Origin of the sequence: Methanococcoides seepicolus (assembly GCF_023684405.1) — an archaeon.
Lineage (GTDB): Archaea > Halobacteriota > Methanosarcinia > Methanosarcinales > Methanosarcinaceae > Methanococcoides > Methanococcoides seepicolus.
On the sequence record NZ_JAGSOI010000021.1, the window covers coordinates 1 to 22,460 of the forward strand.

A 22,460-nucleotide genomic window follows, 5' to 3' on the forward strand; every position below is an offset into this window, starting at 1 on the left:
TATTGTGCGTTCCTGGCCTTCCTTCCGATAAGCATCTTTTTTATCTTCTTTCCTCTTCTTACAACAGGAGTTATATGAGGAATCTTTTTATTTTGCAAGAACTCAAACACATCTACTGAATAGAACTCCCTGTCTAAACAAAGGACTTTGACCTTGAAGTTCAGTTTTTTTATGCAATCAATGAAGTAACTGAGGTAATCTACCTTTGTTTTATTCTTTTCTACTGGAAGAACTGATACAGTAAATCGATTGTTTTTGGTTATGATGGAAAGGGAGATGTATGAATAAAATGAGTTTGTTGACTTCTTAGACTGACTGCGTATCACATAGTTTTCGTTAGATGAATCAGTATCTCCATAATAAGGGTCATTAGTAAAATCGATAGCGAATACATATTTCTTTCCTTTTTCCAAAATCTTAAGAGCCTCTTGAAGTAGAATCTTTTCATTTATTCGAATAAGATTATCAAGATCCAGTTTTTGGAAATGATGTCGTATCGATGTCTCACATACTACTTTTTGGTAGTTTTTTGAAATGGAATGAACCGATCCCTTATCTACTGCCATACATACTGCAGTATGAAAAATATCTTTACAGGTAAGTGAACCATTGATCTTGATTTTAATATTATCTGTAAGTGGTTTTAGAACAGTGTCAATACATTCTTTTGATCTTAGTTCTACTCTGGGAATGTTCTTGGAATTGGGAAGTTGAAATGACATATGGCGGCGTTTTCGCCGCATATATAGCTATCGAATGACATTATTTCATGCTGATAGTAAAATTAGCGAAGTACTGAAATTGCCTGTATTTTTGAAGATGTTCCGGACCTTTATGATGATCGGGAGTGCAGAGATCTGTGGAAACCCGTGACTTTGGTCATGGGCGGAACAATCCTCACCTCTTTTTGTGACCTCTCGGGAATAATCTTGGAGTCCAAGATCTTCTTTTAATTTCTCGTGCTGCAAAGGTCTGTTACCGATAGCCTTTGACCGCTCAATATCTTCGAATGCAGGAAGATCAACATGGGACCGTAAACTTTTCAGCCGAAGCTATCAAATCTACCTATATGGGGGATCCAACATTTTTAAACCGCTATTTCAAAGTAGAAAAGGATGAATTGCCAGCTCGTTTCAGGATCGTTAAGAGCATTCAGGTAAACTTCGATTCATCGGCTTCTGTTGAAGATCTCTGGAAGGTCCATGATAGTGCAATTGGAAAGTATAGGGATTTATTGGAAAGTATCGATTCAAATGAAAAAGATATTGAACTCCCTGAAGCCACACATTCTCTTCTTGATCTGAAGATCGAGATCGCTGAACGGATACTTGAAAATTGTCATATGTGCGAGCGAAGATGTGGTATAAATCGTAGAGAGGGTGAAAAAGGATTCTGCAGATTGCTTGAAACCTCCCGATACGCCTCTGAATTCTTACATATGGGAGAGGAACCAGAACTTGTACCCTCACATACGATCTTCTTCACAGGGTGTGTTTTTGCCTGTGTTTATTGTCAGAACTGGGACATATCCACCCATCCTGAAAGTGGGAACGAGGCCGACCCTGAAAATTTGGCCAGGATCATAAGAGAGCGACGTTATGAAGGTGCAAGGAATGTTAATTTTGTGACCCCTACACCCCATGCCCATTCCATTTTGAAGATCATTGATCGGGTTCTTGTGAACACTCCCATGGTGTGGAACTCAAATATGTACCATTCCAAGGAAGTGGCAAAACTACTCGAAGGTGTGATCGATGTATATCTTGCCGACTTCAAATATGGTAATGATAACTGTGCAAGAAAGTATTCCAAAGTGGAAGATTATCTTGAGGTGGTCAAAAGAGATCATGAGATTGCCTATAAGGACGCAGAGATCATAATCAGGCACCTGGTATTGCCGGATCATCTGGAATGCTGCACAAGACCAATCGCAGAATGGGTAGCAAATCACATTCCGGAAGTGAGATTCAATCTGATGTTCCAGTACACGCCCTATCCTAGGGCTTCAAAATACCCGGAAATAGATCGTCGACTCACATCTGAGGAGAAGAGACGTGCAATAGAGATAGTAGAGGAAGCAGGTCTTGAAGATGTCTTGATCTGATAGAGCTCAGGTTCAGATCATACCTAGCTCTTTTCCAATAGCTCTGACTTCTTAATAGGGAGAATGGGTAGCTCCATGAATAATGATCATATGGAATTTATTTTCTTTTTCTGAAATAGTCTTCAAGTAGTAAATGCCAGAGCAGATGGACATGAGGAAAAGATGCTAAAACGAGAAGAAACAAAGATTGAATGGGGATAAAGAAAGGTGGCAAGTCATACTTCGAATGGGCGTATCCGCCAACAGGGGGATAATTAAATGGGGAAAGAGATAGCAGCATTCGATTACGAAGAGGAGAGAAGGAAGTTCAATTGGGATATTCCTGAAGATTACAATTTTGTTGATATCCTGAGGGCATGGGCAAAGGATAGGACCAAGTTGCTGGCAATCACCGAGCATCCGGACGGGAGGGTTGAGAAAGCAGCATACTGGGAGGTATGGGACAATGCCATGAGGTTTGGAAATGTCCTTCAGGGGTCAGGCATCCATAAAGGGGATCGGGTCCTGGCAATACTTCCCAGGGGAACGGATGTTTATGAGGTCAGTCTCGGTATCTGGGCAATAGGCGGCGTTGTCGTTCCCGGCACGATTATGCTCAGGGGTAAAGATATAGAATACAGGATAAGGGATGCCGGGGTCAGGGCTTTGATAACAAACGACCCGGCAGTTGCTGATGAGGTGGATGCGATAAGAGACAAGATCCCAGTTATCGAGCTTTTCTTTTCAGGTCAGAGGGAGGGATGGAGAGACTATCAACAGGAAATTTGTTCTGCATCGAGAGATCTAAGAATTGAACCGCTCACTGCAAGTGATCCTTTGGCCATCAACTACACCTCCGGGACCACGGGCGCACCAAAGGGGGTATTGCATACCCATTCATTGATGTACTGCTTCGACAGGCTGAACAGATACTATTGGTGGAATACCCGATCAGACGAGCTATGCTGGGCGACAACAGAACCCGGGTGGGCAAAATGGTATTGGGGACCATTCGGAGCTGTTTTGAATGCAGGGGCCACCAACTTCCATTACTCGGGTAGATTTGAACCTGAAAAATGGTTCGAGCTGCTTGAGAGATGGAAGATAAACAGGGCATGTCTGACCCCAACTGAACTCAGGGCCATGACAACGATCGAGGATGCGGACCTAAGATACGATCTGAAGGACCTGAAGGTTATTTTAACTGCCGGGGAGCCCTGCACACCAGGTATCGTTAACTTCTTCGCGGAAAAGTTCGGGATATCCGTGCGAGAGGGGTACGGACAAACGGAAACCTGTGTCATCGCCTGCAATTTGCCCGGAATGGACATAAAACCCGGATCCATGGGCAGGTTTACACCCGGGGTCCAGGGGACAATTGTAGATCCTGATACGGGTGAAAAGTTACCCCCAGGTGAAAAGGGAACAATTGCTGTTGCAAGGGATCATCCCATGCTTTTCAAAGGATATCACAACAAACCAGAAAAAACGGCAGAATGCTTCCTTGGAAACTGGTATTTGACCGGAGACCTTGCAATGATGGATGAGGCCGGATATATATGGTTCGAATCAAGGGCGGATGATGTCTGTATAAGCTCGGGGTACAGGATCGGCCCCTTTGAGGTTGAAAGTGCAGTGGATTCGCATGAGGCGGTCCTTGAATCTGCCATGATCCCAAGTCCGGACCCGATAAGAGGGGAGGTTGTTAAGGTTTTTGTTGTCCTGAGAAAGGGTTACGAACCCTCTGAAGAACTCATTAAGGATATCCAGCAGCATGTCAAAGGGATGACCGCCCCATATAAATATCCACGGGAGGTTGAGTTTGTCAGGGAACTTCCAAAGACCATCAGTGGCAAGATCAAGCGCAAAGAGCTCAGGATAACCGAGTTTGAGATGAAAAGGGATGTTATCGAAAAGCTAAAGGAAAGGGACCTCTGGCAGAGAGCGGATTAAAATAAAGATTGGAAAGGCAGTCGATAGACAAATATTATTAATTCAGTAGCGTGAAAATACATATCATGTCGTGTGGATCAGGAGACTCTTAGGGAGGGGTTGATATGGAAGATATCTTTCGATTTGCGGATGAGCTTGGACCGAGCAAGATCATCCATATATACGAGCCTTCTGTTGGATTGAAGGCGGTGTTGGTGGTGGATAATGTGGCGGCCGGACCTTCCATAGGAGGGGTGCGCATGGCTCCGGATGTTAGCACAGAGGAATGTTTCCGTCTGGCAAGGGCCATGACCCTGAAGAATGCTGCCGCAGGTATTCCATATGGTGGGGGAAAGGCGGTTGTCTATGGTGACCCGAAGATGGCCCCGGAAAAAAAGATCAAACTTATGAGGGCTCTGGCTTCCTCACTGAGGGAGATCAAGGAGTACATCTTTGCTCCGGACATGGGTACGAATGAGGATTGCATGGCCTGTGTGAAGGATGAGATCGGCAGGGCTGTGGGGCTGCCCAGGGTGATCGGTGGGATCCCACTGGACGAGATTGGAGCTACCGGATGGGGTATCAGGCATGCCACTGAAGTGGCCCTGGAATTCTGTGACTTCAAACTGGAAGGTGCCCGAATTGTGGTCCAGGGTTTTGGTGCAGTGGGTAAGAATGCAGCCCGCTTCCTTACGGATAATGGGGCCGTACTGGTGGCAGTGTCGGATTCCCTTGGCACCATATACAACCCTGAGGGGCTTGATGTTGATGCATTGATCACCTTGAAGGAGGCCGGAGGAAGTGTGGTCGATCATCCTGATGGAGAGAGGCTTGGATGCGATTCGGTCATAGACATTGATTGTGACATATGGATCCCGGCAGCCCGTCCGGATGTTCTGAATGAGGAAAATGTGCATCGCCTTAGGGCAAAGCTTGTGGTCGAGGGTGCCAACATCCCCATCACCCATGATGCGGAAAAATACCTTCACGAAAAAGGGATCATCTGTGTCCCGGACTTTATTGCCAATGCAGGAGGGGTGATCTGCGCTGCCATGGAGTATGAGGGAGCCAGCGAATGTGCAGCCCTCCAGGCCATAGGAGAGAATGTTCGTATCAATACCAGACTGGTGATGAAGGAATCGTCATGCAAATGTATACTTCCCAGGGAAGCCGCCATGGATCTTGCCCTGCAAAGGATTCGCAAAGCCATGGGTTATAGACGATGGTCCCTGTTCTCGTCCGCTCCGGGATTCGTATAATGACTAAATGAGGTGACCGGATTCCTATCGGGAAAGGAAATATGCTATGACAATGGGTATGGAGTTAAGGAAGAAGCTTGTATTTCCTCCAGTACTCATCCACCATCCCCTGGATACTTTTCAGGATATCCTCCTGTCTTACCGGTTTAAAAAGATGGGCGAATCTTTCCTGCTCTTTCAGGTAGTCTTCCACAGGCTTGAATTTCTTTGGAACGAATGTATGTTCCACCTTGCCATGGACAGACTCCTTTAATGGCCAGATCCCTGTCTCAACAGACAGCTTTGCAAGACTGACGGATTGGGAGGGGTCGAATCCCCATCCTGGTGGGCAGGAGGAATGGGATATGAAGAGTTTTGGACCCTTATACTGTTCAGCTTTTCTGAACTTGTTCATCAGGTCAACCGGATAGGCAGGGGAGATGGTTGCAAGGTAGGGGGGATTGTGACTGTTCCATATCTCGAACAGATCCTTCTTTTGAAGCTGTGTACCAGCTGGTCTTACCCCTCCTGGCGGGCTTGTTGCTGTCCTTGATCCAAAGGGTGTGGCCCCTGATTGCTGGAATCCGGTATTTCCATATGCCTCATTGTCATAACAGATATAATAGAAGTCCAGGTTGCGGTAAAGGGCTCCGGATGTGGACGACAGGCCCATGTCATATGCAGAACCATCCCCGGTCAGCACGACCACCTTTAGGTTCTCTTCCGGATCCAGCTTGCCCTTTTTGATCAATATATCCAGAGCATCCCGGACCCCCTGGGCCCCGGCAGGTGCACAGGCCATTGCAGTATAAAGCCAGGAATTCTTGAAAGGTGTGAAGGGATATATGGAAAGGAGGGTAAAACAGCTTGCAGCATTTACAATAACGATCTTTTCCCCCAGTGCCTTCAGGCAATGCCTCAGGGTCAGGAGCCCACCACAACCTGCACATGCAGGGGTTCCTGATAGTACGTTCTCTTCAGGGGGTATTTCCCTGATGGATCTGATGGGTGCTGTATCCATATCTTTATCCCTTCCCTGCAATTTCCTTCAATCCTGCCATTTCTTTCCACTCATTCTCTGTATACAGGAGATGGGGCGTTTCCACAATTCCAGTATCCTCAGCCGTGGTCATTTTATCAAAGATAAACTCGAATTCTTCCGGGCTGATGTTCTTTCCCCCAAGCCCTCCAATGAAGGATAGTAAAAGGGGCCTGTTTATCTCATTGTACAGGCAACCGGCCATCTCTGAATATATGATCCCTCCCTTGCCTACGCTGATGTTCTGGTCTATGACAGCCACTGCCCTTTTCCCTTTCAATGCATTCTTTATATCAGGGTCCGGAAATGGTCTCAATACCCTCAGCCTCAGTAACCCGGCCTTGAGCCCTTTCTCCCGTGCTCTTTTCACGGCAGCTTTCCCGAGGGTGGAAAATGAGTTTGTCATGACAAGGACATATTCGGCATCTTCCAGCATATATTCTTCAATGGCCCTGTATTTTCTGCCAAATTTCTGTTCGAAGTCCCCGCACACCTCCTTGTAGACCTCCAGGGCATTCTTACTTGCAAGGTGCATCTGGTATTTGAAATAGGAATAGAACTCCCCGCCAAGGACCGCAACGCCCTGGGCCATGGGCTGAGCTGGCTTGAAAAAGGCATGTTCCGGCTGGTATTCTGGCAGGAAACTTCTGACAGTCTCCACATCCGGGATCTCCACGGGTTCTCTGGTAAATGAGAGGTAAAAACCGTCCATGTTCACAATGACAGGCAAGAGCACCCGTTCATCCTCAGCCAGTTTGTATGCCATCAGGATCGAATCAAATACTTCCTGGCAGGTCTCGCAATGGATCTGTAAGAATCCCGAATCCCTGATCGCCAGAATATCGTTGTGGTCCGGCCCCAGGGTGATCGGTGAGGACAATCCCCTTGATACATTTACCATCACCAGAGGGACTCTCCATCCTGCCACTGTATATATCATCTCAAATCCATACAACAGGCCCTGGCTGGATGTGGCCGTGAAGGTCCTGACCCCTGTGGCGGAAGCAGCACCTGCTGCCGTTACCATGGAATGCTCCGAGTCCATGGTAACAAAACTCGCATCCATGGCCCCGTCGGATATCCACTTTGCAATTGTCTCGATGATCTCCGTCTGGGGAGTTATAGGATAGGCCGGAATATAATCCACTTCTGCCAGCCGCACCCCCCAGGCAGCGGCACCATTGCCGGTTAGCATCTCTTTTCCCATTATAGTTCACCTTCTTCCGATTGGGAGTGCATCTCCCGCACGTCATTGATGGCCTTTACCGGACATTCCCTGGCGCATATGAGACAACCCTTACAGTTTTCGTAATCCGCATAAGGATAACCGTCTTCATTTACCTGGATACAACCCTCAGGACACCTGGCAACACAGGTCATGCACCTGGTACAAAGGTCATAATCCCAGATAGGTCTGAATACCCGCCAGTTTCCCGTTCTTCGCAGGGGGGTATTGCCGGTGGCATTTATGGCAGGACTGGATACACGAGCTGTTTCGAAAGGTATGTTGATAACATTCTCCCCTTCCCGTATGGCCTCAGTAGTTTTCATTTGTACCGGGACCACTGCATCGTAACAATAAAGTGCAGCCTCTGCATTCTTTTCTAAAATTCCCCTGTCCGATATTATTCCGGATAGCTCCTTTTCCAGGGCATCCCTTAAGGCATCCTCTCCAATGCCGGCGATCCTAGAGGCAACAGCAGCTGCAAGGCTGCTGAGGACGGGCTTTCCGATCATATCAAGGCCGATCTTTGTAAGGTCCAGTGTTATCACGTGATCTGTGATACTGTACCTTTCCTGTGTTTCCAGAGGACTCTGGGGCGTGTTTACAAAAACGACACCCCCTTTTTTAAGTCCTGATAAAGGCATTGCCTTAGGATCTGACAGTAGCGTTTCATCTATAACTATCACAATATCAGGATCTGAGATCACGCCCCGCTCCATGATGTTCTCTCTGGAGATGCGGGTAAAGGCAGTGATCGGCGCCCCCCTTTTCTCGGCACCATATAATGGAAAATCCTGTACATTGTAGCCGTCCAGAAATGCAGCTGTCCCGAGCACTCTGCTGGCAACCTTCGCTCCCTGGCCACCCCTGCCGTGGAATCTCAATCTGAGCATAAAAACTCCCCAATATCTTTAGGATTTTCTGTCTATAAATATCCTCTCATCCTTTATCTGAGTTATATGGGTCGATGGCATCCAGATATTTTGAACCGGCTGGCTGAACAATGGATTGGTTTCCATGAGAATGGTTGTGAAGATATCGTTTTTACTGGAATTTCAGGAAAAATCAAAGTTACAAAAAGGCTGGATATCCTGCGATTGACTGATAAGGACGAGAGTTTGCCATAGCATCCGTTATACGATTAGATGAGCAATGTAGTTCTTTTTTGTGATCTTACTCGAAGACCAGTACGTCTTGCGCTGCGATATTCACGATGACACGTAATCCCATAGCATCATCCAGCAGCCTTGTCGGAACATCACAAAAAAGAACTACATTACTACCATCAAGTTCCACAGCCATCAGCTTGCTGCTACCCTTATCAGTAACATCAAGAACAGTGCCTGCAAAGACATTACAGTCATCTGAAAGCAGATCCTTATCATAGGCCATCAGATGTATGTTCTCCGGCCTTACCCCCCAGGAAACAGTATCTGAACCAGAAACATCCGAACCTGTGACAAATTGCAGACCTCTGCCTTCAAGAACAAAGCCTTCAGGAGAATTCCCGACAACAGCCCCATCCTCAAAGATATTGCTGACGCCCACAAGTTCTGCCACATCCCTGTCAACAGGAGAATAGAACACTTGCCGCGGACTGCCTGACTGGTGAACCTTCCCTTCATGAAGGACCACGACCCTGTCTGCAAGCGAGAACGCTTCCTCTGGACTATGGGTGATGAACAGTACAGGGATGCCAAGCTCCTTCTGAATAGTTTTTATCCTCTCCCTCAGTCGCATCCTGACCACCATATCAAGAGCAGAGAAAGGCTCATCCAACAACAGGATATCGGGACTCGGTGCAAGGGCACGGGCAAGGGCTACCCTCTGTTTCTGCCCTCCCGACAACTGGGAAGGATACCGTCCCTCCAGTCCCTCTATATGCAACAGACGAAGCATTTCGAATAATCGCGCCTCCTTCTTCACTGCATCCCACCCCTTAAGACCATAAACGATGTTCTTCCTCACATCCATATGCGGGAAAAGGGCATAGTTCTGGAAAACATATCCCGGCCTCCTGTACTGAGGCTGGAGATCGATACCCGAATCACTATCATAATACGTTTTTCCATTGACAACGATACTTCCTCGGTCCGGAGCTTCCAGTCCTGCGATACATCGAAGTGTCGTGGTCTTGCCGGAACCGGAGCGACCAAAAAGGACAACCAGCTCATTCCCCACCTCAAAACTGACATCCAGAGAAAAAACATCATCTCTGCCACCCTTCCTACCGCGGGAACGATACTTCTTTGACAAGCTCACTTTTACGCCCATTTAAATACCTCACACGCTCCAACGATCTACGAACTTTGCAGCCAGTGCCATGGATAATAATGAAACAACGACCAGAGTGATGACAAGAATGTTCGCAAGAGCATCATTGCCTGACTGGAACGCCGTATATATGGACAAAGACATGGTATTCGTTTTCCCCGGAATATTACCCGCAACCATAAGGGTCGCACCGAACTCCCCCACAGCCCTTGCAAAACTTAACACGATGCCTGCAAGTATGCCTTTTTTAGCAAGGGGTAGGGTGACAAAGAGCATGGTCTCAAGCTCACTGTGCCCGAGGGTATAAGCCGCATACTCCAGTTCACGATCCACTGCACTGATAGCAGAAGCAGTGGTCTTCACCATGAGAGGAAGAGATACAACAAAAGCTGCTATCACCGCAGCATGCCATGTGAAAAGCAATGACCAACCCGTCATCTCAAAGAGAAAACTGCCTATTGCACCGTTCTTTCCCAACAGAACAACAAGAAGATAACCCGTAACCGTTGGCGGAAGCACGAGGGGAAGGGTCACAAGAATATCAGCCAGCCATTTCCCCCTGAAATCCCTCCTTGCAAGGGCATAGGATATGAGGATACCGAACACAGCAACAAGACAGGTGGACAGAACTGCCACCTTTAAAGTTATCGAGAGAGGGATCAAGGCATCTTCAAGCATCAATTATCATCCATTACACTAAAGCCATATTTTACGAATATACCTTTTCCTTCATCCGAAATAACATAATCGATGAATTCCTGTGAGGCTTCCCTTTCATCTGAAGATGAAACGACTGCAATAGGATAGCTTATACTGGTACTTACCGGGATCTGAGCAACAACTTCTATCTTATCCATATCTGAGGCCATCGCATCGGTCATATAAACAAAACCCGCATCAACTTCCCCGCTCCCAACATAGACGAGCACTTGCTTCACACTCTCCGCATAAATGAGCTTACCACTAACATCGTCCCACAAAGAAGCTGCCTCAAGTGCACCTTTCGTATATCTACCCACAGGTGCGATCTCCGGGTCTCCAATAGCTATCTTTGTAATTGAAACATCCTCAAGATCTTCAAGGGACCTTATAGTATTCTCGCTTGACCTGGGAACTATCATCACAAGAGAGTTCTCAGCGAAATCATGCCTTGTGTCAGCATAGATCAAATCCTCGGACCCAAGGAGGTCCATGTGCTTCTGGGAAGCCGAAGCAAAAACATCGATGGGAGCACCGGCTTCTATCTGCATACGCAGGGTACCTGAACCCGCCAGATTGAGAATTATATCGATATCAGGATGCGTATCTTCAAACTTGCGTTCGACCTCAGTGAAACTTTCGGTCAAACTTGCCGCGGCAGAGACAATGACCTCAGAACTCACATCTGTATGAGATGATGATGACCCTAAAAAAGCACCCCACCCCATAACCAAAAACAATGCCATAGCCAGTACCAATATGATAGATATGACCATTAAAGAACGCTTTTTATCCATACAATACCTCCGCTCACCATTATACCGTTATGTTTAGTAGAACATAACGAAATGAGATTAGATTGCTTGTATAAAAAATTTATTGTCAAGCGGTAGATGAGAAGTAAAACTTAATATTGCCCGATCAGTTTTGCGACCATCCTATGAACACCATGCATGCTGAGATCCTTCCCAAGATACAGCATAGGACACCTTCCAGTGTAACATTGATGATCTGCACAAAGTTCCCTCACAGCAGGAGTATCCGTTTTCCAGTGAACCCAGGTATTTACCACACCTTTCTCGAAAAGACCTTTCATGGCATCTGCCGGTTCGGTCTTTGTCAGACCTATCACCGCATTTTCCACACCTTCCGGAGCTTCACCGATAGATTTTATCGCATCCAGCTCGGGCCTATTGGAAAGGTCCACAAAATGAACAGTTTTCCCTTTCTTCCTGAGTTCCTCGACCGCCCATTCCATTGCAGGCTTGGTCCCATCACTAACAAGAATGAATTCGTCTGCATCCCAAAACTTCGAATAGGTATTTTCCATTATAATGACCCCCGCAATTGAAAACGGTACAGATATTTATACCAAACAAAATTATCTGAATAGAGCACCTTTAAGAATCAAGGATGTTGACACTTAAAAGACCTTCTATTTGTCTCATTATACACTTAAACTACGGATATTTGCCTATTTATCCATAGTCACCGTCGATCACACACGAACAATATACACAATGAGATAACTCCACTGGAAATAAGGGGGTCTTCGCGCTAAAACCAGCCAATTCTCATTTATGAATAATGCTTACTTAAATGTCACACGTTCGCTTTATTAAAAACTACTTTCAGAGAAGGTAAGATATAGTGAATACTTAAAACATGCACATCCTATCAAAGAACTGAATGGATGCGATACAATGGAAAAGATAAAAGAATTCTTCAAAATGGATAAATTCGCCGAATACATCGATGTTAAGCTCCTGGAAGTCTCGGAAGGCTACGCAAAAGCGAAGATGGACATCCACGAACATCACTTGAACGGGGTGGGTATCGTTCAGGGAGGAGCAATATTTACCCTTGCAGACTTCGCATTTGCCGCCGCTTCCAATTCTCATGGTACGGTTGCAGTCGCAATAAATGCCAATATATCCTTCGTAACTTCCACAACATCTGGGACCCTGTATGCCCAGGCGCGCGAAAATTCAAAAAACCCAAAGATAGCAACATATACAGTAGACATTACGGACGAAGAAGGAAATGCCATAGCAATATTCCAGGGAATGGCATACAGGAAAAAAATGAGTGTAGATTCATTTATGAGCTGAATAAAATTTCAGGCGTAAAGCCTCAACAGCTTCCTTTTCCAGATGGTCAAGTCCAAGAAGGAAATCCCTTAGCATTCGATGGTCATCCACTAAACGGTCTGCATTTTTCAGGCTTTCCTTACTGACATAGGTCGGAACAGCCAGACAGAACATACCTGCCCGATTGGCAGCTTCCACGCCCATTGCTGCATTTTCCACAACAAGACATTCACTTGCATACAGCCCGAACATATCAGCAGCACTCAGGAAAGGATCAGGGGCAGGCTTACCATTTTCAACATCCTCCCCACTTATGACAACATCGAAAATACCATCATAAAGATTAGTGATAATATCTTGCACTATATTCCGGTCAGCTCCGGAAACCACCGCAAACATAAAACGCTCTTTCAAAATTGGAAGACACTCGAGGACCTCACTAAAAGCCTTCAGTTCTACAATTCTGGCAAACTCATCCCGGTACCTGTGTATAAGCCCATCTAAATCAAAGTTCAGAAGATCCACACCATCCTTTTCCAGCAGATAGCTTACGATATCCACTGTCTTTGAGCCTTCCATATTATAGACATCCTGAGCATCCATGGATAAACCCATATCAGCAAATACATGACTCAAAGCTTCGGTATGGTAAGGCATAGAATCCACCAGAACCCCATCCATATCAAATATCAGAGCTTTTAGCACAATTAACACCCTATTAGAACCTTATTGCAGAACAACATATCCCGGAAATAGATACAAGAGAAAATATAATAGAACCGGAAAACGAAAAGCGATCAAACACCAACTGGGGATTTACTTTAACCTGAGCTCTTTTCCATGTTTGTGGAGTGCGATCTCAATATTGGATTTGAGGTCCTGTTCTTTGAACGGTTTAGATATGTAACCATAAGGTTCTGCGACCTTAGCTCTCTCAAGTGTCCTATCATCGGTATATGCTGTAAGGAAGATCACCGGAATATCGAATTTAATGCGGATCTCATTTGCAGCTTCAATGCCGTCCATATCGCCCCTCAGCATGATGTCCATCAACACAAGATCAGGGTAAAAAAGGTCTGCTTTAGTAATTGCATCCTCCCCGGATGAAGCGGTACTAGGCACTGAATACCCCAAGCGAATGAGCTTGTTCTTAATACTCAACGCCACAATATTCTCGTCCTCGACGACTAAAATGCTTGTCTCTTTATTCATGCGCCCTTCATACCCCATCTTTTATCAAACGTGACCCTAAACGCTTTAACGTATGCATCATCCATGGAAATTGTGCACTTGCTACTAATAAGCGTATCCAATAACTGTGAACTTAATAAAGTAGTTTTTTTAACGTATATACTTTTTGAGAGAACTATAGTAATATCACTCACGATTAGTATAAATTTGTTTTCATTACCAGAATATACACACATCAGATCATTACTAAATTCATCCACAAATTGATATTAATTGTATTGGTAACATATCATCAATAATAGTTCCAGAAAGAAAGGCTGCAAAATTCCTAGAATGGAACGTTCAGTTGTCAGAATATCTAAAACTTCTTTTTGCGAAATTTGTATAAATAAGAGGACAAAGTCATTATTTTAAAGATGTTGACGAAATTTGTATAAATAAGAAGTTCATCTGTAGATAACAATGCCGGAAAATATAGAACACACCCCATTGACATCCTGGAATCCCGAGATGAAAGCTCCATCCATTGACGATTCCGCATATATTCACCCACAAGCAATTGTGATCGGAGATGTAACCATTGGAAAACGAGTAATGGTGTCCCCCTTTGTATCCATAAGGGCCGATGAAGGTAGCCCCATCCATATTGACGACGACAGTAATGTTCAGGATGGAGTAATCATGCATGGCATGAAGACCATTGACATTAAAGGAAATCCAATTAAAGCAAATTAGGTGAATGTGGAAGGTAGACCATATTCAGTATATGTAGGAGAAAGAGTTTCAATTGCTCACCAATCACAGATACACGGCCCGGCTGCAGTCTGTGATGATGCATTTCTCGCAATGCAGACACTGGTATTCAATGCAAATGTTGGCAAGGGCTCCGTGCTTGAACCCAAATCTGGTGCCTTTGGCGTGGACATTCCGGAGAACAGGTATGTCCCCGCAGGAATGATGATCACCAAACAAGAAGATGCAGACGCTCTGCCAGAAATATTCGAAGGATATTTCTTTGAAAAGACCAACAGAGATGTAGTTTCCGTGAACATCGAGCTTGCTAAAGGATATAGGGAAAAGAGTGAAAAATAAAAAGGGATCAGCTTACGTAAGGATAACCTGCTGACATCCAGGCAGTAATACCACCTTGCATATTATAGACATCCGTATAACCGGCGTTAACAAGTGTTTTACTTGCTCTGACACTTCTTACCCCGGTACGGCAATAGACCAGAATGGCCTTGTCAGCTGGAACTTCATCCAGGCGGGACTCCAATTGTGAGACTTCGATATTTACTGCACCTTCGAGATGGCCTGAATTGAACTCACTTTCCGTGCGCACATTCAGAAGGAAAACATCTCCCTCATCGGCATATCTTTAGCCTCATGAACGGATACATCCGTATAGCTCACATCTACCCCATTTTTATTTGATACAAATTTATCATATCCAATAAATCCTAAAGCAATGCATGCAATCACCAGTAAGATCACCAGCATAGTGATATTATTTGAAAGAATGCTCATTTTACATCAACCCGGCAAAAGAAATCTCCTTCGAAACCAAACTGCTTGTAAACATAACATTCTCTGCAAAGACATTCCTTTTTTTCCGGAAGCGGGCGATCATTGCCGCGTGCACAGAACATATAACCATCTCCGGGATATGAAGGACAGCGTTTGCAGTTGCAAGCTTTTGAATGGTGAAAAGAGGGGCATACCCCAAAATATTTCCCACCGGACAGTCTTTCCTCAGTATCTGACATTCACAGCCCCCCATATAGAGAAAACATTTAGTTTTCTTTAAGCTTCTTTTTCGCAACCAGTCCCAAATGGTCCTCATGGAACGGTGCAAGGTCGTGTTTCTTAATAACTTTGAATTGGGTATCGAAGTCCTTTTCCAGTTTGTTCACTTCCTCTTTGAAGACCTTGGAAGGATTCGCCACCGTATCGATACTTCTGGCCTTAATGGAAAGAAGCAGATGCCCATCATCCTTAAGGAACTGCTCCGCATTCACCGCAGCTATCTGCGCCTGATTAGGCTGGGCAACATCCTGAAAGATCACATCGACCTGCTCAACGATATGACCATAAAGCTTCGGACGGGAGGCATCTGCAAGTATTGGCACGATATTGGACCTTGTATCACAGAGCTGGATCAGCTCCCGCATGGTACGTGGGGAGAACTCCACCGCATAGACGATACCATTGGGAAGCATATCTGAAACGTGGCTTACGGTGGTGCCGGATGCGGCTCCAAGATACAGGACCCGGGAATCACTTTTTATCGGCACCTTCATCTTCTTGAGGACCATTGCCGCGAGTTTGCTCCTGCGGGCATCCCAGGCACGATATTCCTCACCTTCTTCCTCCAGCAGATTCTCACCATAGACGTTCGAGCCGGGGTTGGCATTCTTTGTAGCCAATATCTTCTTACCACCTTTTCGAACCTCGAATATGCCCTCTGATATCTCATTCACATCCATTTATCTCTCGCCTCCTTTATTTTTACCCTTGTATCCTTTGCCAGCGGGTTTTTGTTTAACGGGAGGCTTGGGATTTGCAGCTTTTATGGAATTCACCTTTTTCTCAAGGTTAACCTTTATCTCAGAATGCAATTCACCGGAATAAACATCCATACGTGCTGCCAGACTTATCTTTGCAGCCAGCGCACGTGCGATCTTACCCCTCTGCCACCAGGGGGAGTTCTTGACCAGAGGATTATTGAATATAATACCGTGCTTTGGAGACGGTGCTCGCCCACGAAGATGTTTGAAAAGAGCCCTATTGGCACCCATGACCTGAACTGTGCTCGAGGGCAATTGAGAAAGCCTTGCGAGGCCACCGGTCATGCTGATAAGCCGGGCACCGATAAGAGAACCCGCGATCAATGTGACGTTCGGTGCCATTTTTTCCATGTTCCTTACTATACTAGCTTCAATGCTGTGCCGACTGTCATAAAGCTCACAAGCATTGGAAGCAAAGCCCATTATAAGCTCCTCATTGGCAGAAGGGAGTTCAGAACCCATGGAAGAGGTTGCCTTTTCGAACATAGGATGTTCGGCAGGAACGTTGTTGCGTGAACCGAACTCGCTAACGAAACGTGCAAGCGGTTCAGAACTTAGACCCAATTCCGGAAAATGCAGACCATACCATTCGGAAAGACGTTCGGAAAGCACGTTGACAACATCATCGATATCATCCAGCGCCTCTACCGCCTGAATTATTTGCATATCCGGAGTATTCGTCCTCGATATCTGTAACTTCGCAGCACGAATTGACACATCCCTTAACAGAGAATTGTATTCCTCATCGTTTTCCACGAACCCGCATTCAATGGCCACTGTACGTATATCGAAACCACTGCCGGGAGAATATGCGACAACGTCCTTCTGGAGCAGAAGTTCCGCAAGCTCATCAACATCTTTGTTGAAAGGTTCACATTCACTAACACCATCGTCACCAATGGTCAGTATACCATACCAAGTAATGATCTTCAAATCAATCCTTCCATATCATTGCACCGGAATTGTTCGCTTTAGTAAGGACAACGGTGCCGCCCCCTGTTTCATCAAGGAAATGTTGCACTTCATCCCTTATTTGTTCAGCCATACGTCTGTTATCAATAAATCCAAATACCGCAGGACCAAAGGAGCTCATCCCTGCCCCGCATGTACCAAGGTCCTGCATAAGTTCCATAAGGTCCCTTACTTCCTGTGATTGCAAAGCAATTTCACGCTTCTTGAAACCAACATTCTGCAAATGATCCACGGCAAACCCGAAATTCTCGATATCGCCTTCGAGTATAGCAGGCAACATCTGCATCAGCACCACATGACAGACTTCCTGTACTTCGCTCAAAGGTATAGGACATTCCTTTTTGAAAATATCGACCTCTTGCGAATCATGTGCACCAACAGAATCAGGAATTGCGAGAATAATATCCCAATCCGGAAGATCATGCCTGAAAACGACAGGAGCAGGTGCTGCTTTGCTGGCAGAGGAAGGAGAGAAAGAACCTTTCTCACTGAACTTATGCCCGACATCCACAAGAAAGCCACCGCTTTCAAAGGAGGCGACTCCAATACCAGAAGTACCACCCCTGCCAACTGCGATAGCAAGCTCCCTCACGGTCAGCCCGAGACCATAGAGTTCGTTCACTGCCGCTGCCGCACTCAACGCAGACTGTGTCCCGGAACCAAGACCCACATGGGCGGGCATATCTTCTTCGATATGTATGAGGACACCCTCGCCCTCAGGAAGAACAGCCTTTGCCGCTTCGACCATACGGCCTGCAAAACTGGAGTTACCCGTCACTTCGACCCCATCCGCCTTTTCAGCAGAGAGCACAATATTGGGATGGTAAAGGGTTATCCCTATACCGCCATCTATTCTGCCGATCTCTGCATTCAGATCTATCAATGATAGATGCAATCTGGATGGAGACCTTATTTTGATCATGGTCGGTTATCTGTGTTCATCTTATTAAATACTAACACTATTGAAAAATGAGGCTGTTAAGCACCGGAAACTGAACCGGATGAGTATCTGTTTTTCGCAAACCACCAGCCGGTCTTCAGCACCTTTACATTGAATATGAACATCAAAAGCGGAGGAATAAAAGAACCTATCCTGAAACGGATTGAACCTGACAGGTGCACATCGAACGCCTCTTCCATGAACACCGGATATAAAGAATAACTGAAACTTCGGGCCCTTCCCCGAACTATGGAAGCCAGTGTATGCAGATAACCGCACATCATTCCCGTATCCGCAGGGTCAGGCAATCCATACGTAAGATCGAATGCGAGGTCCCTTATGTGTAACTGAAAAAGAAGACCCTTCATCAAATGGAGGAACTGCCCCTTTATAGCATACCCTTTCCTTGCCATTTCATACGTATTTTTCAGAGGATGATCTGTGTCCTCCTTTGTAGTGCCTTCCTCTGCCGAAGTTGTGCTATTCGTAACAGGAACCTCTTTTGCATCGGGCTGACCTGAAAAACTGTAAGACAGGAACATCCACTTCAAACTGACATTGCTTCGGACCCCGGAAAGACCACCATTAACATCAAATGCTACAGCTATAGGTGCCAGCAGGATCAGTGCCAGCAAGAAGATAATGATCAGAACTATTACGTAAAGGAAGAACATCAGTTCCAAACTATCACTTGCCGATAAAAGAAAAAGGAAGTTTATTCAGCATCCTCAGATGCATCCTTATTTTTATCGTCCTTTTTCATTTTGCCTTTTACAGACCTTATCTTTTCGTAAACTCCAGGAACTGCATCGAGGAGCTTGCCAAGATCACTCTTTCCGGAAAGGGTCATCAGCCTTACACCTTCATCGGAGATCACGAGAAAAGCAACTGGCTCGATCTTCGCACCGCCTCCACCGCCACCTCCGAAACCGGATTCACCGCCATCTTTGGAGCCTTCCCCCCCGCCGCTTCCAAACCCAAAGGAAACCTTGGTGATAGGAAGGATGGTTTTATCCCCGGCAATGACCGGTTCACCAACAACTGTTTTAGCACTTACCAGACGTTCAAGTTCACTGGTAACCTCTTTCATAACATCTTCAAGACCCATATATAAACCCCCATATTAGTTCTGAGAACGCACATATTCAAATGAAAGATAACTATGAATATCTATGTTGATGAACAGTTAAAAAATTAGCCCCATGAGAAGGAAACAGAGCAGATTTTACTGCTCTTCGTTATCCATAAAGAAGTTCATGAGCGAATACTTCACTTTTTCAGGATCAACGTCCACGAACTCACTTCTCTCTGCCGGCGGGAACACTTCAAATACCGAGAACTTACCAAACCTCTTCTTTGAATCCGTGAGGAACCTGCCATCGAGAAGGATGCGAGCACCATAGTCGGTCGGAGAACGTACCACGCGACCCATTGCCTGTCTGATCTTACGGATCGTTGGGACCTGGATCGCAAACTCCCAGCCTGCACCATAACCGAAGACATGGTCATACGCAGACTCCACTGCATTCATCCTGTCATTGAGTGCAGGATAGCCAACCCCTACAATTATAACTGTGCGCCCACGTCCGTCCCTATAATCAATTCCTTCGCTCAACGTACCCCACAGATATGAGAGCAACACCGCTTTACCGTTGTCCTCTCCTATTGCGAAGAACTCTTCCCGCACATCCTGTGACGATACGCCTACCTCATCAAGGAATACAGGCACATTGACGAGGGGTTCGAGCTTTGAATAATAGCGTTTGGCCTCAAATGCACTCTGGAAAAAGAGAATGACATTACCCTTTGAATGTTCGATAGAATCCAGAATCACCTGTTCCAGAAGTTCAGTTACATGCCGGTCATCGCGGTTCTTGGCAAAGAGCGGAGGAATAGATACTGCGATTGAAAGCCTTTTTTCTTCAGGGAAGGAGGTTCCGTAGGACATCTCACACGTATCCCTCGTGATACCCAGGGTCTTCTTCACCATATCGAAAGGATGAAGCGTTGCTGACATGAGGATCACCGAGAATAGAGAATTGAAAAGCGGTTCGGTCACGTTTTTCGGGATACATGTGAAAAGCTCGATGCGCCCGTATATATCATCGTTCATATCCCTGCGGACGTTCAAAATGGGATAGTAGTTCAGATTGTGGGATAGTTCGATATAAACTGAAATGAAATCCGCAACAGACCTGATATGTGAACGTTTCATGACACTGCTCAGGCCTTTTTTGTATTGGTCCCGATATGTCTCGTCCAGTTTGGCACCAAGCGCACTTGCTTCTGAAAGCAATATCTGTATATCGTCCTTCTCACCAAAATCTCCCTTGGCCTGACGGAGGAACTTACCACGAACAATGTCATTGCGTTCATAAGGATCGCTTATGCGCATATCATACCAGTTCTTTCTGACACGTTCACGTTCACCGAACTTGAACCTTGAATTGTAGGTATCCGAGATTACCTCAAGGAAGATCTTGAAAAGATTATGTATATTATCATCTGCCAGAAGGTCAAGGTTAGCTTCGAGCTCAGCTATTGCTTTTTCAATTGAATGTTCGGTAAGGGATAAAGAGGAATGGGACCTTGCGGCGGCTTCGAGATTATGGGCCTCATCGAAAATGACAATGGTCTCCTGGGGCTCTTTTTCAATCCAACCAAGCACCGTTGAGAAAATATCCGGATTCAGGACATGATGGTAATTGCATATCAGCAGATCTGCGTGCTTTAACTCCCTTTTCACCAGCTCATATCCACACATGCCATCCTTGAGAGCATGGTCATTGACCTCCTCAGGGGAGCGTACTTCTTTGTAAAGCCATCCTCTGAACTTTTCACTATCTGAGCGTAAAACCTCATAAAGGTCATTGCACGCACGGTCGCGAAGTCCCCTTGCTTTCTCTTCCACAGCATCGATCTCTTTTGACAATTCATCCCGAAGTGTCACGAATGCCGGGTCATGGGACTTTTTGTAATTGTCGCGTGCAGAGTTCAGTTCCTGCCTTTTAAGATATATCTCCCTCTCCGTCTCCATCAGCTCAAAGGTGTTCTCCCTTTTAACAGAACATTCCTCATAATCAGCTTCCTGGGGACACATCGCGGTCTTGCCTTTTATGACCGCAACCTTGACGTCCTGCTTCTTTTTTATGTCACGTGCCTCATTAATGAACTGTACCATTTGCTGATGTACATTGGTAGCGATAATGACGGTCTTCCCTAACATTTTACCAACATGAAGTGCCGGAACAAGTGCACTAAGTGTTTTTCCGGTCCCACAGGCTCCTTCGAACAGCACTAACTGTTGCTGCATAAGTGCACTGTGAATGCGGTCCATTGCTTCCTGTTGATTCGGATAGCATGAATTTTGCGTAAAATATTTCATAAATGCAGGCTTGTCGCTCATCGCATCTCCTATGATGTTACCATACTTTAATAGTATTGATTGAAATTATTCAGAAAGTTTTACTTTTACAGTGTCTTCACAAATAACACGATTTGTCAAACTATCGAATATCTTCACCGTGACAGTTTCCCCATCGTTGAAACCGTAATTGTTGGAAGTGTCGGAATAGCCATCTACACTGACATGAACATTAGAAGCATCCGTACCATTAATACTGTCATCCCCATCCAACACCAGAATTTCACCTGCCGACCACAGCCCATCTTCAATACATGGATTGTTTCTTTTGTATGCAAGAAGCGAGCCCTCCGGAGTAAGGTCAAAATATTTTACTGTGACATGACCATAGGCCATGAACCCCACATGTCCGACCTGACCGACCTGACCGACCTGACTGACATAGCTGCTACCCTCCCCACTGAGAACTATAAAAGTAGAATCAAGGTCAAGAGGATCTCCACCCTTGTGCTCAAGGCTCACAAAATTATTTTTGTACGAACTTGCATAGCCCACAACATCATTCACTTCGATCATCGCCACAGGAGTGGAAGAAGACAGGGATAGACCAGAACCATTGCTAAACACTATTACTGCCACTGCGCCTGCAAGGACAACTGTCAAGAGTACCAGCAGAACTGCTCCAAGTACGGGTGTCACTGCATTATTATTTTTTATGATCGCCACCATAGAATCTACCAAACTGCAAACATCTTGAATATATTAAACCATTTCGCCAAAAAATAATCTTGTTTGGATAATTTTTCTGCAGAGTATTTATTTGAATAGATTGTGGGACAGAGACTG

26 protein-coding genes are annotated in these 22,460 nt (G+C 45.6%); 6 read left to right on the top strand and 20 right to left on the bottom strand.

The genetic code is table 11. The features are described 5' to 3' along the window. Positions 1-722, bottom strand: a 722-nt coding sequence (locus KDK67_RS06615) for a transposase (RefSeq protein ID WP_420846925.1), incomplete at its 3' end; no start/stop codon positions are given. A gap of 347 nt (positions 723-1,069) precedes the next feature. Between KDK67_RS06615 and KDK67_RS06620 the strand changes: the two genes are divergently transcribed. The 3 genes from KDK67_RS06620 (at position 1,070) to KDK67_RS06630 (ending at position 5,274) form a co-directional block, all read left to right on the top strand. Further along, on the top strand, positions 1,070-2,104 hold the full coding sequence (locus KDK67_RS06620; RefSeq protein WP_250868022.1) for a radical SAM protein: 1,035 nt from the start codon (positions 1,070-1,072) through the stop codon (positions 2,102-2,104). A gap of 258 nt (positions 2,105-2,362) precedes the next feature. Then, complete coding sequence (locus KDK67_RS06625) at positions 2,363-4,036, top strand: acetate--CoA ligase (RefSeq protein ID WP_250868023.1); 1,674 nt, start codon at positions 2,363-2,365, stop codon at positions 4,034-4,036. 104 nt (positions 4,037-4,140) lie between these two features. Beyond that, positions 4,141-5,274: a Glu/Leu/Phe/Val family dehydrogenase gene (locus KDK67_RS06630; RefSeq protein WP_250868024.1), complete on the top strand. Its 1,134-nt coding sequence runs from the start codon at positions 4,141-4,143 to the stop codon at positions 5,272-5,274. A gap of 64 nt (positions 5,275-5,338) precedes the next feature. On the opposite strand, the gene KDK67_RS06635 is transcribed toward KDK67_RS06630, so the two are convergent. From KDK67_RS06635 to KDK67_RS06665, 7 genes are all read right to left on the bottom strand, one after another. Continuing rightward, on the bottom strand, positions 5,339-6,274 hold the full coding sequence (locus KDK67_RS06635; protein WP_250868025.1) for a thiamine pyrophosphate-dependent enzyme: 936 nt from the start codon (positions 6,272-6,274) through the stop codon (positions 5,339-5,341). A 4-nt stretch (positions 6,275-6,278) separates the two neighbouring features. Further along, complete coding sequence (locus KDK67_RS06640) at positions 6,279-7,499, bottom strand: hypothetical protein (RefSeq protein ID WP_250868026.1); 1,221 nt, start codon at positions 7,497-7,499, stop codon at positions 6,279-6,281. After that, a complete protein-coding gene (locus KDK67_RS06645) occupies positions 7,499-8,410 on the bottom strand; it encodes a 2-oxoacid:acceptor oxidoreductase family protein (protein WP_250868027.1) in 912 nt (303 codons plus the stop codon). The genes KDK67_RS06640 and KDK67_RS06645 overlap by 1 nt, the downstream gene beginning before the upstream one ends. 280 nt (positions 8,411-8,690) lie before the next feature. Continuing rightward, complete coding sequence (locus KDK67_RS06650) at positions 8,691-9,791, bottom strand: ABC transporter ATP-binding protein (protein ID WP_250868028.1); 1,101 nt, start codon at positions 9,789-9,791, stop codon at positions 8,691-8,693. Positions 9,792-9,800: 9 nt separating this feature from the next. Further along, a complete protein-coding gene (gene modB, locus KDK67_RS06655) occupies positions 9,801-10,469 on the bottom strand; it encodes a molybdate ABC transporter permease subunit (RefSeq protein WP_250868029.1) in 669 nt (222 codons plus the stop codon). Then, on the bottom strand, positions 10,469-11,287 hold the full coding sequence (gene modA / locus KDK67_RS06660) for a molybdate ABC transporter substrate-binding protein (protein ID WP_250868030.1): 819 nt from the start codon (positions 11,285-11,287) through the stop codon (positions 10,469-10,471). The genes modB and modA overlap by 1 nt, the downstream gene beginning before the upstream one ends. Before the next feature lie 110 nt (positions 11,288-11,397). Beyond that, positions 11,398-11,820 carry a hypothetical protein gene (locus KDK67_RS06665; RefSeq protein ID WP_250868031.1) on the bottom strand — a complete coding sequence of 141 codons (423 nt, stop codon included), beginning with the start codon at positions 11,818-11,820 and terminating at the stop codon, positions 11,398-11,400. A 373-nt stretch (positions 11,821-12,193) separates the two neighbouring features. Here KDK67_RS06665 and KDK67_RS06670 point away from each other — a divergent pair, with 373 nt between their 5' ends. After that, complete coding sequence (locus KDK67_RS06670; protein WP_250868032.1) at positions 12,194-12,601, top strand: PaaI family thioesterase; 408 nt, start codon at positions 12,194-12,196, stop codon at positions 12,599-12,601. Here KDK67_RS06670 and KDK67_RS06675 read toward each other — a convergent pair. Both KDK67_RS06675 and KDK67_RS06680 read right to left on the bottom strand, forming a co-directional pair. Then, positions 12,587-13,285 carry an HAD family hydrolase gene (locus KDK67_RS06675; RefSeq protein ID WP_250868033.1) on the bottom strand — a complete coding sequence of 233 codons (699 nt, stop codon included), beginning with the start codon at positions 13,283-13,285 and terminating at the stop codon, positions 12,587-12,589. The two genes, KDK67_RS06670 and KDK67_RS06675, sit on opposite strands and share 15 nt — an antisense overlap. 111 nt (positions 13,286-13,396) lie before the next feature. After that, positions 13,397-13,792: a response regulator gene (locus KDK67_RS06680; RefSeq protein ID WP_250868034.1), complete on the bottom strand. Its 396-nt coding sequence runs from the start codon at positions 13,790-13,792 to the stop codon at positions 13,397-13,399. A gap of 441 nt (positions 13,793-14,233) precedes the next feature. Between KDK67_RS06680 and KDK67_RS06685 the strand changes: the two genes are divergently transcribed. After that, positions 14,234-14,506: an LbetaH domain-containing protein gene (locus KDK67_RS06685; RefSeq protein ID WP_250868035.1), complete on the top strand. Its 273-nt coding sequence runs from the start codon at positions 14,234-14,236 to the stop codon at positions 14,504-14,506. Between the two features lie 6 nt (positions 14,507-14,512). Then, on the top strand, positions 14,513-14,863 hold the full coding sequence (locus tag KDK67_RS06690) for an LbetaH domain-containing protein (RefSeq protein ID WP_250868036.1): 351 nt from the start codon (positions 14,513-14,515) through the stop codon (positions 14,861-14,863). Between the two features lie 7 nt (positions 14,864-14,870). On the opposite strand, the gene KDK67_RS06695 is transcribed toward KDK67_RS06690, so the two are convergent. The 10 genes from KDK67_RS06695 to KDK67_RS06740 form a co-directional block, all read right to left on the bottom strand. Further along, positions 14,871-15,113, bottom strand: a complete 243-nt coding sequence (locus KDK67_RS06695; protein WP_250868037.1) for a rhodanese-like domain-containing protein — start codon at positions 15,111-15,113, stop codon at positions 14,871-14,873. A 2-nt stretch (positions 15,114-15,115) separates the two neighbouring features. Next, the gene (locus tag KDK67_RS06700) at positions 15,116-15,298 is read right to left on the bottom strand and encodes a hypothetical protein (RefSeq protein ID WP_250868038.1); all 183 of its coding nucleotides are present in this window, start codon (positions 15,296-15,298) and stop codon (positions 15,116-15,118) included. Then, entirely contained in the window at positions 15,295-15,537 is a 243-nt protein-coding gene (locus KDK67_RS06705) for a DUF2769 domain-containing protein (protein WP_250868039.1), read from the bottom strand. The genes KDK67_RS06700 and KDK67_RS06705 overlap by 4 nt, the downstream gene beginning before the upstream one ends. Positions 15,538-15,564: 27 nt before the next feature. Beyond that, positions 15,565-16,257, bottom strand: coding sequence for a fibrillarin-like rRNA/tRNA 2'-O-methyltransferase (locus KDK67_RS06710; protein ID WP_250868040.1), 693 nt, complete (start codon positions 16,255-16,257; stop codon positions 15,565-15,567). Continuing rightward, positions 16,258-17,271 carry an NOP5/NOP56 family protein gene (locus tag KDK67_RS06715; RefSeq protein WP_250868041.1) on the bottom strand — a complete coding sequence of 338 codons (1,014 nt, stop codon included), beginning with the start codon at positions 17,269-17,271 and terminating at the stop codon, positions 16,258-16,260. 1 nt (position 17,272) lies between these two features. Then, positions 17,273-18,232, bottom strand: a complete 960-nt coding sequence (locus tag KDK67_RS06720; RefSeq protein ID WP_250868042.1) for a beta-ribofuranosylaminobenzene 5'-phosphate synthase — start codon at positions 18,230-18,232, stop codon at positions 17,273-17,275. A gap of 56 nt (positions 18,233-18,288) precedes the next feature. Next, positions 18,289-18,924 (bottom strand): DUF2953 domain-containing protein, encoded by a 636-nt coding sequence (locus KDK67_RS06725; RefSeq protein ID WP_250868057.1) that lies wholly within the window; start codon positions 18,922-18,924, stop codon positions 18,289-18,291. Between the two features lie 41 nt (positions 18,925-18,965). Further along, positions 18,966-19,358, bottom strand: coding sequence for a GerW family sporulation protein (locus KDK67_RS06730; protein WP_250868043.1), 393 nt, complete (start codon positions 19,356-19,358; stop codon positions 18,966-18,968). A 117-nt stretch (positions 19,359-19,475) separates the two neighbouring features. Then, positions 19,476-21,656, bottom strand: coding sequence for an ATP-dependent DNA helicase (locus KDK67_RS06735; protein WP_250868044.1), 2,181 nt, complete (start codon positions 21,654-21,656; stop codon positions 19,476-19,478). 45 nt (positions 21,657-21,701) lie between these two features. Then, positions 21,702-22,355, bottom strand: coding sequence for a type IV pilin domain-containing protein (locus KDK67_RS06740; RefSeq protein ID WP_250868045.1), 654 nt, complete (start codon positions 22,353-22,355; stop codon positions 21,702-21,704). Positions 22,356-22,460 lie beyond the last annotated feature (105 nt).

Excerpts from the sequence above, each read along its gene's own strand:
- KDK67_RS06620 (WP_250868022.1), top strand. The coding sequence starts at position 1,070 with ATGGGGGATCCAACATTTTTAAACCGCTATTTCAAAGTAGAAAAGGAT.
- KDK67_RS06625 (WP_250868023.1), top strand. The coding sequence starts at position 2,363 with ATGGGGAAAGAGATAGCAGCATTCGATTACGAAGAGGAGAGAAGGAAG.
- KDK67_RS06630 (WP_250868024.1), top strand. The coding sequence starts at position 4,141 with ATGGAAGATATCTTTCGATTTGCGGATGAGCTTGGACCGAGCAAGATC.
- KDK67_RS06635 (WP_250868025.1), bottom strand. The coding sequence starts at position 6,274 with ATGGATACAGCACCCATCAGATCCATCAGGGAAATACCCCCTGAAGAG.
- KDK67_RS06640 (WP_250868026.1), bottom strand. The coding sequence starts at position 7,499 with ATGGGAAAAGAGATGCTAACCGGCAATGGTGCCGCTGCCTGGGGGGTG.
- KDK67_RS06645 (WP_250868027.1), bottom strand. The coding sequence starts at position 8,410 with ATGCTCAGATTGAGATTCCACGGCAGGGGTGGCCAGGGAGCGAAGGTT.
- KDK67_RS06650 (WP_250868028.1), bottom strand. The coding sequence starts at position 9,791 with ATGGGCGTAAAAGTGAGCTTGTCAAAGAAGTATCGTTCCCGCGGTAGG.
- modB (WP_250868029.1), bottom strand. The coding sequence starts at position 10,469 with ATGCTTGAAGATGCCTTGATCCCTCTCTCGATAACTTTAAAGGTGGCA.
- modA (WP_250868030.1), bottom strand. The coding sequence starts at position 11,287 with ATGGATAAAAAGCGTTCTTTAATGGTCATATCTATCATATTGGTACTG.
- KDK67_RS06665 (WP_250868031.1), bottom strand. The coding sequence starts at position 11,820 with ATGGAAAATACCTATTCGAAGTTTTGGGATGCAGACGAATTCATTCTT.
- KDK67_RS06670 (WP_250868032.1), top strand. The coding sequence starts at position 12,194 with ATGGAAAAGATAAAAGAATTCTTCAAAATGGATAAATTCGCCGAATAC.
- KDK67_RS06680 (WP_250868034.1), bottom strand. The coding sequence starts at position 13,792 with ATGAATAAAGAGACAAGCATTTTAGTCGTCGAGGACGAGAATATTGTG.
- KDK67_RS06685 (WP_250868035.1), top strand. The coding sequence starts at position 14,234 with ATGCCGGAAAATATAGAACACACCCCATTGACATCCTGGAATCCCGAG.
- KDK67_RS06700 (WP_250868038.1), bottom strand. The coding sequence starts at position 15,298 with ATGAGCATTCTTTCAAATAATATCACTATGCTGGTGATCTTACTGGTG.
- KDK67_RS06705 (WP_250868039.1), bottom strand. The coding sequence starts at position 15,537 with ATGTCAGATACTGAGGAAAGACTGTCCGGTGGGAAATATTTTGGGGTA.
- KDK67_RS06710 (WP_250868040.1), bottom strand. The coding sequence starts at position 16,257 with ATGGATGTGAATGAGATATCAGAGGGCATATTCGAGGTTCGAAAAGGT.
- KDK67_RS06720 (WP_250868042.1), bottom strand. The coding sequence starts at position 18,232 with ATGATCAAAATAAGGTCTCCATCCAGATTGCATCTATCATTGATAGAT.
- KDK67_RS06725 (WP_250868057.1), bottom strand. The coding sequence starts at position 18,924 with ATGTTCTTCCTTTACGTAATAGTTCTGATCATTATCTTCTTGCTGGCA.
- KDK67_RS06730 (WP_250868043.1), bottom strand. The coding sequence starts at position 19,358 with ATGGGTCTTGAAGATGTTATGAAAGAGGTTACCAGTGAACTTGAACGT.
- KDK67_RS06735 (WP_250868044.1), bottom strand. The coding sequence starts at position 21,656 with ATGAGCGACAAGCCTGCATTTATGAAATATTTTACGCAAAATTCATGC.